This window comes from Streptomyces sp. NPDC002690 (assembly GCF_053592415.1).
The window spans coordinates 16,708-27,703 of sequence record NZ_JBSFVR010000061.1 but is presented as its reverse complement, the minus strand read 5'-3'; the positions used below and the strand labels follow the sequence as shown (position 1 = coordinate 27,703).

The following is a 10,996-nucleotide window of genomic DNA, read 5'->3' as shown; positions in this document are numbered from 1 at the left end:
GCCGGGGTCCGTACGGGAGGGCCGCTCAAAGCTCCCCGGTGCACGTGCCCCGGCCAACGCCTTGCCATGAAGCGTCCCCCAAGACACTTCATCGGCCGCGGCCCCGGCGGCGGAGCGGGTGGTGCCGGCGGACCGGGCCGCGTCGGTGGTCGTCACGGTGGTGTACGTGCCCCCGGGCGCCCTGGGTGTGGCTGCCGGAGCGACGGCCGAGGCGGCGGGAACGAGAGCGGTGGCGGCCAGGACGGCCGCGATGACGGTCTTGCGCATGGTGGATCAATCCCCGTGGTCGTGCGGTTTCTCTTGGCCAAACCCTGACCTGCCGCGATGTGCCCGGGGAAGCGGTTCGGAGCGGGACCACCCGGATAGGCGACAGCCCCGCCGGTTTGGACCCGACGGGGCTGTGTGGTCGTGGTGTTGACGCGGATGCGACGGGGACGGAGGGGGTCAGATGTGACCGACCCCCGCGCCGGCCTCGGCGTTGTCGCCGCGCTTGGTGAAGAGGGCGACCACGGCGGCGACCACGGCGACGCAGCCGGCCACCACGAACGCGGTACTCATGCCGGACACGAACGTGTCGTGCGCGACCGCGGTGATCTTCGCGGCGATCTCCGGCGGGGTGTTCGGGGCGATGGGCGGCATGCCGACCTCGATGGCCGAGGACGCCTGCGAGAGCTGCTCCCCGGAGGTCTTCGGGAGACCGGCGGCGGCCCAGTTGCCCGGCAGCAGGGAGTCGACCCGGGCCGCCATCACGGCGCCCAGGACGGCCGTGCCGAGGCTGCCGCCGACCTGCATGCCCGCCTGCTGGAGCCCACCGGCGACACCGGACAGCTCCATGGGGGCGTTGCCGACGATGACCTCGGTGGCGCCGACCATGACGGGCGCGAGCCCGAGGCCGAGCAGCGCGAACCAGATCGACATGGTCAGCGTGCCCGTACCGATGGTCAGCTGCGACATGCCGAAGCAGGCGACGGCGGTGCACACCATGCCGCCGACCAGCGGGACCCGGGGACCGAACTTGGTGATGAGGGCACCGGCCAGCGGCGAGGCGACGATCATCATGGCGGTCAGCGGAAGCAGGTGCAGACCGCTGTCGACCGGGCTCATGCCGTGCACGTTCTGGAGGTAGAACGTCACGAAGAACAGGCCGCCCATGAAGGCGAAGGCCATCAGCACCATCAGGATCGCGCCCGCCGACAGCGGGATCGACCTGAACATCGCCAGCGGGATCAACGGCTCGCGGACGCGCTGCTGGACGAGTGCGAAGGCCACGAAGAGGACGACAGCCGCGACGAGGAAGCCGATCGTCTTGGTGTCGCCCCAGCCCCATTCGGCGCCCTTGATGAGCGCCCAGATGAGGCTGAACATCGCCAGCGAGAGCAGGACGATGCCGCCGATGTCGAAGGAGCGCGGCGCGTTCTGGGCGCGGTGGTCCTTGAGGATCACCGCGCCGAGGACCAGTGCGATCACACCGACCGGCACGTTGATGAAGAAGACGGACTGCCAGCTGACGTGCTCGACGAGCACCCCGCCGAGGATCGGGCCGCCCGCGGTGGAAGCGCCGATGACCATGCCCCAGATACCGATGGCCATGTTGAGCTTCTCGGCCGGGAAGGTGGCGCGCAGCAGGCCGAGCGCGGCCGGCATCAGCAGAGCGCCGAACAGGCCCTGGAGCACGCGGAAGACGATCACCAGGGTGACGCTGGAGGAGAGGCCGATGGCCCCGGACGCGGCGGCGAAGCCGACGACGCCTATCAGGAACGTCTGGCGGTGGCCGAACCGGTCACCGAGCTTGCCCGCGGTGATCAGTGAGACCGCGAGCGCCAGCATGTAGCCGTTCGTGATCCACTGGACGTCAGCGAGGGATGCGTGGAGGTCCTTCTGGATGGCGGGGTTGGCGATGGCGACGATCGTGCCGTCGAGCGCGACCATCATCACGCCGATGGCCACGGCGAACAGCGTCAGCCATGGTTGGCCGCGAAGTCCCTTGCCCTGAACGGGAACTGCGATGTCTTCGGGCTCCCGGGAAGCCTTGTCGACAGTGGTCTGACTAGTCATGTCCGGGAGAATAGTGACAGCGACTGACAGTTGACCAACCAATTCGCCGACCGGTAACTGTCAGGTGGCTCACACGAACGCCGACTGCGGCGAAGCGACGGGAGAGGACGGCACGTGACGGAAGGTCCGGCGGCACGGCGGCGGGGCGGGGCGCGCGAGGGCGCGCAGCCCGCCGCGGCGCCACGCGAACAGCGGGTGCGGGCGACGGGTTTGTTCCGGCGCCCGGAGTGCGTGGTCGGGTTGCGCGAGCGCAAGAAGCAGCGCACCCGCGACGCGCTGCTGCACGCCGCACTCGAACTCTTCACCACCCAGGGGTACGAACGGACCACGGTGGACGGGATCGTGGAGGCGGTCGACGTCTCCCAGCGCACGTTCTTCCGGTACTTCGCGAGCAAGGAGGACGTCGTCTTCGCCACCCAGGACATGGTGGAGGCGCGATTCCTCGCGGAGTTGCTGCGGCGGCCGGCGGACGAACCGCCGCTGGAGGCGTTGCGGCAGGCCGCGTTCGCCTCCTGGGACGCGCTGGAGCTCTCCGATCCCTCTTCGGCCACGGTGGAGTTGCACGTCCGGACGTTCCGGATGATCGAGTCCCATCCCGCGCTGCTGGCCGCACACATGCGCCGCTGCATCGCCATGGAGGAGGAGGTCGCCTCGGTGATCGCCGCACGGGAGGGGCTGGAACTGGACATCGATCCCCGGCCCCGGGTGGCGGTCGCCGCCTTCTCCGGGGCCATGCGCGTCACCGGGCAGTTGTGGGGACGATCCGGTGACGGCAGCCTCGCCTCGCTGCGCGCCCTGGCCCGGAGCCATCTGGACACGCTCGGCCCGGCACTCGCCTCCGGCTGGCGCGCCCCGGCGCCCCGCAGCGGGGCGCCCGAGGCGGCGACGCCGGTGCCGGGGCCGCCGGTGGTGCCGCTGGGCGCGCCCGGGGAGGCGCTGCCGGAGCCCCTCGTGGCCGTCGGTACGGCCCCGCCGGGGTGCGCGAGCGGCTGAGGCGACGCGGCGCCCCTCGCCCGTGTGCTCCGCGCCACCCCGCCCGGCGCACACCCCGCGTCCGGGCGACGCCACGCAACCCCCGTAACTACGGAACGTAAGAAAAACGACCCACAAACCCCTCCATCGAGTGAGGTACATCACCCGGGTGCCACGGCCCCTCACCTGTCTCCTAGGGTGTGCCGCAGTGAATCCCTCCTTCGACACCTCCCCCACCCTGACCGCATGGCGCGCGCTGCTCGCCATAGCCGTCGTGTTCGTGATGCTGGCGACCACCGGGTGGACCGCCGTTCGCCATCAGCCCTCCGACGAGCCACGTGTGCGGGCGTTGGCCGCCTGGGCGCATGCCCGGGCGGCCGGCCGGCCCGTACCGGCCCTGGACGCGCCGTCCTCGGCGATAGCCCGGTTCTTCGCCTCGCTGTCAGCCACGCAAGCGCTCTCGCTGGCCGATCACCACCCCTTGGTGGTCGGCAACCTCAACGGCGCACCGGTCGCTCTGCGTTACCGTGCGAACCGGCACGCGCTGCGGGACGCGGAGGCGGTGGAACAACGCCGGACCCATGATCCCGGGCTCTCCCCGGACGGCCGCACCGAAGCGCGCATGCGGCTGGAGCGCTTCCGCGGCATGCTCGCCGGCGACCGGCAGATCCTGTCCTTCGATCCGTCGGGCCGGGGCCGCGCGGCGGAGGTGTTCGGCGATCTGGACCGGGCCGAGCGGGTCTCCGTCGTGGTCCCGGGCGTCGACACCCAACTGCTCACACTGGAGCGGGAGAACCATCCGTACAGCGCGCCGGTCGGCATGGCGAGGGCCCTGTACGCCGCCGAGCGGGACGCCCGGCCCGCCACCCGTACCGCGGTCATCGCCTGGGCCGACTACACCGCGCCGGCCGGGATCGGCATGGACGCGGTCCTCGGCGGGCTCGCCGGCCAGGGCGCGCTGCGGCTGAACGCGCTGGTGGGCGCCCTGCCGGGGAAGTCCACCGTGTCGCTGGTCTGCCACAGTTACGGCTCCGTGGTGTGCGGGATGGCGGCGCACCGCCTGCCGTCCCGGGTCACCGACATCGCCGTCGCGGGCAGTCCCGGCATGCGGTCCACGAGTGCGGCCGCGCTGGGCACGGACGCCCGGGTGTGGGCGATGCGCGACCAGGACGACTGGATCGCGGACGTGCCCAACCTGGAGGTCGGCGGGCTGGGGCACGGTGCCGATCCCGTGGACCCGGAGTTCGGGGCGCGGATCGTCTCGGCGGGCGACGCGCAGGGCCACAGCGGTTACTTCGAGCCCGGTACGGAGAGTCTGCGCAACTTCGCGGCGATCGGTGTCGGCTCATATACGACGGTCGGCTGCGCACGTGCGGATCGCGAGTGCCGCGGCGGTATTTCCGGTGGAACAGATGTCTGACGCGCGTAGATCATGCGGAAGCTCGGTGAATCGGGGCTGACACGAGGGGGGCGACGTACGGGCGAGTGCCGCATACGATGAGGCACATGGGTGATGTGCTGGCTGGAATCCATGCCACCTGGGAGTTCGACACCGACTCCGTGCTCATCCGCTTCGAACGGGGCATCCGTACGCCGAGGCTCTTCCAGAGCCTGCGGGAGCGACGCATTCCGTATGCGGCGCTGTCGGCGGTCGGTATGACTCCGGGCAAGCGGGGCACGGTGGTTCTGCACGCCTCGCCGAGACCCGGTGCCGACCCGCTGATGGAAGCGGCCGCGGGGCAGTTGAAGGACGGAGCCGATCCCTACCGGCTGGTCCTGCCCGGCGACCGGGAGACTCTCGCGGAGTACTACCGCGACGAGCTGCGGGCCGTGCTCGGCCCGGAGGCCGGACAGTCGGCGGACCACTTCCTCGTCTCCGCGCCGCAGGGCCCGCTGCAGTTCAAGGCGTACGACGGGCGGGCCAGTTTCGACGGGGAGCGGGTCTCCTTCCGCTGGTCGTGGACGGGTGCGTCCAGTGCCAAGTGGCGGGCGGGCGACCAGTCGTTCCCGGTGGAGCGGGTGGCCGGGGTGGAGTGGCGCTCTCCGGAGGCCTTCGAGGGGTATCTGCGGCTGCTGACGCATCCGTCCGACCCGGCGGCGGCCGTCCCCGCGCAGCCGTGCGTCACCTCTCCCGGTGAACTGCCCGGGGGTGGTGCGGCGGGGCGTCCCGCCCAGGCCGACCAGGACCCGGCGGCCGTGCTCTTCGGCCTGGGTTACGGCCCGGTCCACGAGTCGCTGCCGTTCGCCGCGGCGGTCCTGGAGTCGGCCCGCCGCAGGCCGTCCGTGCCCGTACCGACCTCGCTGGTGCCGGTCGGCGCGGCGCGGCGCGATCCGGCGGACATCGCGGAGCGGATTCGCCACCTCGGCGAGCTGCACCAGGCGGGACTGGTGACGGACGTGGAGTTCAGCACCAAGAAGGCCGAGCTGCTCGCGGAGTTGTGAGGGGAGTCGCAGGGGGGAGAGCGGGGCGCGCGGGCGGTCACCGCGTCCCGCCCCGCCCCGCGACCCCGGCCCGGTGGCGGCCCGGGGTCGTCCCGACGACGCGGCTGAACGCCACGATGAAGGCGCTCGGGTTGGACCAGCCGCAGGCGTGTGCGGTCCGTACGGTGTCGTGGCCCTCGGCGAGGAGTACGAGGGCGTGGTGGACGCGCAGTTGTGTGCGCCATTCGTAGAAGGTCATGCCGAGTTCGCTGCGGAACAGCCGGCTGAGCGTGCGGGAACCGGCTCCGACCGTCCTGCCGAGTTCGGTCAGCGTGGCGTTGTCCGACGGCGTCCCGCCGAGTATCCGGGCGACGGCCCGCAGCCGGTCGTCCCGCGGCTCCGGCAGGTGGAGCGGCTGCTCGTGCGCCTCACGGAGTTCGTCGACGAGGACACGGAGGAGGCGGGTGCGCGCGGGGCCTTCGCGGTCGGGCCCGGCGCCGTCGTCGCGGGAGCCGGTCAGCGCGAGCAGCGCCTCACGGGCGAGCCCGGTGGCCAGGAACACGGCGGGACGGGCCGGTACGAGCCGGGCGAGGGCCGGGCCCAGGAAGACGATCCGCATGTCGGTGTCGCCGTGGGCGCGGTGGTGGTGCGGGAACCCTGCGGGAGTCCAGGCGACCCGGTTGGCGGGAACGATCGAGGTGCCGCGTTCGGTGTGGACCGCCAGGACGCCACTGGCCGCGTACACCAGGTGTCCCCGCTCGTGCGTCCGCGATGCGCTCGTCCCGCCGGACGGCCAGAGGTGCCGCCCGCCGGAAGGCCAGGTGTGCGACGTCGCCCCGGTCGTCGGGGACGGTTGGCTGCGTGGAGGCATGAGTTGGCATCGTAGCGGTGGCACGCCGCGTCCCGCCCCGGTGAGACTGCCTGGACGGGGAGTGCTCGCGCTCGCACGGAGCGCCCGTGGAGGCGGTGAGCCTCGACGCCACGGACGGACAGGACGCCCCGGACGGAAAGAGGGGGAGACGCATGACGACGTTCGTCCTGGTACCCGGCGCCTGGAAGGGCTCCTGGGCCTTCGAGGCGGTGGTTCCGCTGCTGGAGCGTGCCGGCCACACCGTGCACGCCCTGACCTTGACCGGCCTGCGGCCGGACGACGACGCCGCGACGGTCGCGGCCGCCAACCTCGACACACACGCCCACGACGTGTTGCGGCACCTCGACCGCACCGGTGTCACCGACGCGACGCTGGTCGGCCACAGCTACGCCGGGATGGTGATCGCGGCAGCCGCCGACCGGGCCGAGGGCCGGATCTCGCGGCTGATGCATCTCGACGCGTACGTCCCGCGCGACGGCGAATCGTGCTGGTCCGCCACGAACGACCACTTCCGGCAGGTGTTCGCCGCCGGAGCAGCCGCCACCGGCTACGCCGTCCGGCCGCCCGGGGCGGGCGACACCCGGCGCCGCCCTCACCCCCTCGCCTCGTTCCTTCAGACGATCCGGCTCACGGGGGCGGTCGAGCGGGTTCCCCGCCGGGAGTACGTCCACTGCTCGGGGTGGGCGGACAGGACGCCGTTCACCGACCTCCGCGCCCGGCTCCAGGCCGATCCCGATTGGCGGGTCCACACTCTGCCGACCGGCCACGACGCCATGCACGAGGCCCCGGAGTCGGTCGCCGCCCTGCTGCTCGACGAAGACGGAGAGTCCGGGCGAGCAGCCGCGCACGAGCGGCAGGCCCGGCGTTGAGGACCGGCCACGCCCGGTACGCCCGGGCCGGCCCGCCGCCGGAGGCACCCCCTACCCCGGTACGACGAGGCCGCCCGCACTCCGACACTCCGGTATGACGCCTGCGGGACGGTCGGCTGCCTACGCTGGCCGGGCCATGTCCGAGACCCCTGAATCCCCCGAATCCAACGGATCCCCCGAGTCCGCTCGCCGGAGCCGCCCGCGCACCCTCGCCGGCCGGCTGTCGCAGCCCTCGCACCCGACCACCGCGCTGCTCGCCGGAGCTCCGAAGCGGTGGCAGCGGATGATCCCGTACGTCGTGGTGGTCGCCCTGACCGCCGCGCTCCTGCCGGTCACCGTCAACGTGCTGGCCCACGACCGGGGCGTGCCGGGCGCGTTGGCGGCGACCCTCGCGGTGGCCCAGACGCTGCCCCTGCTCCTGCTGGCCCACCGGCCGCTGCAGGTGTGGTGGATCACCTTCCTCGCCTCGGTCGCCGGGGCGCTGGTGTTGCTCGCCGAGCCCTCGGGCCCGTACGCGGTCTGGCCCTGGCCGCCGACCGTCATCGTCGGTCAGCTCTTCGTCCTCCTCGCGCTGGGGCTGCGGGAGAGCCGGCGGACCCTGGTGGCCGTGTGGCTGGCCACGGGCGCGGCGGGGCTCGTGCTCTCCTCGGTGGCGTCGGACCGGGCGAACGCGAGCGCGCTGCTGTTGTTCGTCCTCGGCGCGGTGGTGCTGATGACCGGCGCCGCCGTACGGGAGCGGGGCGTGGCGCAGCGGCGGCTGGTCGAACAGGAGACCATCAGCGCGGAGGAGCGGGCCCGGCGCACGCTGCTGGAGGAACGCGCCCGTATCGCACGGGAGTTGCACGACGTGGTCGCGCACCACATGTCCGTGATCACCGTGCAGGCGGACTCCGCGCCCTACCGGGTGGCCGGGCTCTCCGAGGAGACCCGCGAGGAGTTCGCCTCGATCGCGGCGAGTGCCCGGGAGTCGCTGGCGGAGATGCGGCGGCTGCTCACGGTGCTGCGCGGCGACGGCACGTCGGGCGAACGGGCCCCGCAGCCCGGCCTGGACCGGTTGCAGCAGCTGGTGGAGGCGACCGTACGCACGGGGCTGCCGGTGGAGTTGGCGCTCGCGGCGGACCTCGGCGAGGTGCCGCCGGCGGTGGATCTGTCGGCGTACCGGATCGTGCAGGAGGCGCTGGCCAACGTGGTGCGGCACGCGCCGGGCGCTCCGACCCGGGTGTCCGTCCGGGCGGACGGCGGCCACGTGACCGTGTTGGTGGTCAACTCGGCGTCGCCGCGTCCCGGTTCTCCGCTGGAGACGTCCGGTACGGGGCACGGCCTGGTCGGGATGCGGGAGCGGGTGCGGCTGACCGGCGGCACCCTGGACACCGGCCCGCTGCCGGACGGCGGCTTCCGGGTGGCGGCCCGGCTCCCGCTGGGACCGCCCGCCACCGGTGGCGTACCGCCCGGGCCGCCCGGGCCACCGCCACCACCGCCCGGACCGCCGGCACCACCGCCACCGGCCGATCCGCCTCAGTTGCCGCCCGATCCGAACACCGCCCCGGAGGACTCCCCGTGACCATCCGCGTGATCATCGTCGACGACCAGGCCATGGTGCGGGCCGGGTTCGCTGCCCTGCTGTCGGCGCAGAGCGACATCGACGTGGTGGGCGAGGCGCCGGACGGCCGCCGGGGCATCGAGGTGAGCCGCGATCAGCGTCCCGACGTGGTGCTGATGGACGTCCGGATGCCCGAGATGGACGGACTCGCCGCCGCCCGGGCCCTGTTGGACCCACCGGTCGGCGTGGTGCACCGCCCGAAGGTGCTGATGCTCACGACGTTCGACGTGGACGACTACGTGTACGAGGCGCTGCGCGCCGGGGCCTCCGGGTTCCTCCTGAAGGACGCGCCGCCGGCCGATCTGATCGCGGCGGTACGGGTGGTGGCGGCGGGCGACGCGCTGCTCGCGCCCTCCGTGACGCGGCGGCTGATCGCGGACTTCGCCGCCCAGCGGCCGTCCGGCGCCTCCCGCGGCGGGCAGGCGCTCCGGCTGAACGGGCTGACTCCCCGGGAGACCGAGGTGCTGGAGCTGATCGCGCGCGGGCTCTCCAACCAGGAGATCGCGGCCCGGCTGGTGCTGGCCGAGCAGACGGTGAAGACCCACATCGGGCGGGTACTCGCCAAGCTGGACCTGCGGGACCGCGCACAGGCCGTGATCTTCGCGTACGAGTCGGGGCTGGTGACACCGGGGAGTTGAGGAAAGGGAGCCGAAGGCGGGGAGCCGAAGGGCGCCCGTCAGGCGGCAGTTGAAAGCACGCCCTGGATCGACCGGCGCAGACCCGAGTAAGGGCCCGCCCGCCCCGTCGCCCGCCCGTCGGCCCGCCCCGCACCCCGGCAGAATGCCTCGCGTGACGAACACCGAGGACCTGCGTCCCACCCGGATACCCGGGTACGAGAGCGACTCGCTCACCCACCCCACCGACCTCCTCGACGACACCCTCTTCTGGCTGGGACACCTCAGCCTCTGTCCGCAGGACGAGGAGACGGCGGAACTGCTGTTCGGTGCGGACTTCGACGCAGCGGGTGCCTACGGCGATCAACTGTGGAAGCGCGCGGACTGGCCGACGTTCACCGTCCCGCTCGCCGACGGCCACCGCATCCACATCGTCTACCGCACCTTCGAGGACGACCCCGGGGTCGACTACCTCCTCCACCACCCGGACTGGGAGCAGGCCGAGCATCTCGCCTCCGACGAGGGGCACTTCATGGGTCCCGGCCTCTCCTGGCCAGAACTGGTGGCGGCGGCCGACAGTGGGCTGCCCGGCGGCAGCACCACCGACCCGGACGCCCGACTGCTGCTCCTGTTCCCCGCGTTCGGCGACGAGGACGTGCCCGAGGACGCCGCCGAACGGCTGGTGGCGGCGCTGCGCGCCCGCACCGGTGTCGATGATCCCGAGGCACTCGCGGTCGCGCTCCTGGACGACCAGGGTCCGTGCGGCCCGGTGGCCTGGCGGACCACCCGTGACGGCGTCCGGGTCGGCGAGGGTTCCCATTCGTTCCGGAACCCCGCCAACCCCTTCGCGCTGACGCCCGGCCGGATGGCCCGGGTGTCCGCCGCGCCGGCGCCCTGAGAGTCGGCGTACGGGTCCGGCCACCCCGTACGCCGTACACGCCACGCACAGCGCGGGGGGCCCTTCGGGGCCCTGCCGGAAAACGCGGTGTCCGGCGCGACGATCCGCCCTACGGTGACCGGATGACGACTCAGGTGATCGTGTTGAACGGCGGCTCCAGTTCCGGCAAGTCCGGGATCGTCCGGTGTCTCCAGGCGGTGTTGCCGGAGCCGTGGCTCGCCGCCGCGATCGACACCCTGGTGGACTCGATGCCCGCGTCGATGCAGGCGGCCGACGACGGGATCGAGTTCGCCGCGGACGGCGGGGTGAACATCGGCGCGGAGTTCCGGCGGCTGGAGGCGGCCTGGATGGAGGGTGTCGCGGCGATGGCCCGTGCGGGTGCCCGGGTGATCGTCGACGACGTCTTCCTCGGCGGCGCGGAGTCCCAGGCGCGCTGGCAGAAGGCCCTCGTGGGGCTGGACGTGCTGTGGGTCGGGGTCCGGTGCGCGAGCGGGACCGCCTCCGGGCGGGAGATCGCGCGCGGCGACCGTACGCCGGGCATGGCCGCCGCGCAGGCGGAGACGGTGCACGAAGGGGTGGTCTACGACCTGGAGGTGGACACCACGCGCGCCGAGTCGCTGGAGTGCGCCCGGACCATCGCCGCCCGCGCCGCCTGAACGGCTCCTGACGGGACGGCGGGCCCCTGACCGGACGACG

General features: G+C 72.9%; 10 protein-coding genes and 1 pseudogene. 8 read left to right on the top strand and 3 right to left on the bottom strand.

Translation table 11 applies throughout. From position 1 onward, the window contains the following. A partial coding sequence (locus tag ACWD3D_RS11255; RefSeq protein ID WP_451460637.1) for a hypothetical protein occupies positions 1–267 on the bottom strand: 267 nt, incomplete at its 3' end. Positions 268–444: 177 nt separating this feature from the next. After that, positions 445–2,055 (bottom strand): MFS transporter, encoded by a 1,611-nt coding sequence (locus ACWD3D_RS11250; RefSeq protein WP_451460636.1) that lies wholly within the window; start codon positions 2,053–2,055, stop codon positions 445–447. A 210-nt stretch (positions 2,056–2,265) separates the two neighbouring features. Between ACWD3D_RS11250 and ACWD3D_RS11245 the strand changes: the two are divergent. From ACWD3D_RS11245 to ACWD3D_RS11235, 3 genes and pseudogenes are all read left to right on the top strand, one after another. Further along, positions 2,266–2,904, top strand: a pseudogene (locus ACWD3D_RS11245) (TetR family transcriptional regulator); the annotation flags it as partial. Positions 2,905–3,235: 331 nt separating this feature from the next. Beyond that, on the top strand, positions 3,236–4,447 hold the full coding sequence (locus ACWD3D_RS11240; RefSeq protein WP_451460635.1) for an alpha/beta hydrolase: 1,212 nt from the start codon (positions 3,236–3,238) through the stop codon (positions 4,445–4,447). 86 nt (positions 4,448–4,533) lie between these two features. Beyond that, positions 4,534–5,469: a DUF4429 domain-containing protein gene (locus tag ACWD3D_RS11235; protein ID WP_451460634.1), complete on the top strand. Its 936-nt coding sequence runs from the start codon at positions 4,534–4,536 to the stop codon at positions 5,467–5,469. A gap of 37 nt (positions 5,470–5,506) precedes the next feature. Here the strand turns inward: ACWD3D_RS11235 and ACWD3D_RS11230 are convergent, their stop codons facing one another. Further along, on the bottom strand, positions 5,507–6,319 hold the full coding sequence (locus ACWD3D_RS11230) for a helix-turn-helix domain-containing protein (RefSeq protein ID WP_451460633.1): 813 nt from the start codon (positions 6,317–6,319) through the stop codon (positions 5,507–5,509). A 152-nt stretch (positions 6,320–6,471) separates the two neighbouring features. Here ACWD3D_RS11230 and ACWD3D_RS11225 point away from each other — a divergent pair, with 152 nt between their 5' ends. The 5 genes from ACWD3D_RS11225 (at position 6,472) to cpt (ending at position 10,956) form a co-directional block, all read left to right on the top strand. Further along, positions 6,472–7,188 (top strand): alpha/beta fold hydrolase, encoded by a 717-nt coding sequence (locus ACWD3D_RS11225; RefSeq protein WP_451460632.1) that lies wholly within the window; start codon positions 6,472–6,474, stop codon positions 7,186–7,188. A gap of 136 nt (positions 7,189–7,324) precedes the next feature. Continuing rightward, positions 7,325–8,749, top strand: a complete 1,425-nt coding sequence (locus ACWD3D_RS11220) for a histidine kinase (RefSeq protein WP_451460631.1) — start codon at positions 7,325–7,327, stop codon at positions 8,747–8,749. Further along, positions 8,746–9,426, top strand: a complete 681-nt coding sequence (locus ACWD3D_RS11215; RefSeq protein WP_387363143.1) for a response regulator — start codon at positions 8,746–8,748, stop codon at positions 9,424–9,426. The genes ACWD3D_RS11220 and ACWD3D_RS11215 overlap by 4 nt, the downstream gene beginning before the upstream one ends. Before the next feature lie 151 nt (positions 9,427–9,577). Further along, the gene (locus ACWD3D_RS11210; protein WP_451460630.1) at positions 9,578–10,300 is read left to right on the top strand and encodes a hypothetical protein; all 723 of its coding nucleotides are present in this window, start codon (positions 9,578–9,580) and stop codon (positions 10,298–10,300) included. 122 nt (positions 10,301–10,422) lie between these two features. Then, the gene (gene cpt / locus ACWD3D_RS11205; protein ID WP_451460629.1) at positions 10,423–10,956 is read left to right on the top strand and encodes a chloramphenicol phosphotransferase CPT; all 534 of its coding nucleotides are present in this window, start codon (positions 10,423–10,425) and stop codon (positions 10,954–10,956) included. Positions 10,957–10,996 lie beyond the last annotated feature (40 nt).

Excerpts from the sequence above, each read along its gene's own strand:
- ACWD3D_RS11250 (WP_451460636.1), bottom strand. The coding sequence starts at position 2,055 with ATGACTAGTCAGACCACTGTCGACAAGGCTTCCCGGGAGCCCGAAGAC.
- ACWD3D_RS11235 (WP_451460634.1), top strand. The coding sequence starts at position 4,534 with ATGGGTGATGTGCTGGCTGGAATCCATGCCACCTGGGAGTTCGACACC.
- ACWD3D_RS11230 (WP_451460633.1), bottom strand. The coding sequence starts at position 6,319 with ATGCCTCCACGCAGCCAACCGTCCCCGACGACCGGGGCGACGTCGCAC.
- ACWD3D_RS11225 (WP_451460632.1), top strand. The coding sequence starts at position 6,472 with ATGACGACGTTCGTCCTGGTACCCGGCGCCTGGAAGGGCTCCTGGGCC.
- ACWD3D_RS11220 (WP_451460631.1), top strand. The coding sequence starts at position 7,325 with ATGTCCGAGACCCCTGAATCCCCCGAATCCAACGGATCCCCCGAGTCC.
- cpt (WP_451460629.1), top strand. The coding sequence starts at position 10,423 with ATGACGACTCAGGTGATCGTGTTGAACGGCGGCTCCAGTTCCGGCAAG.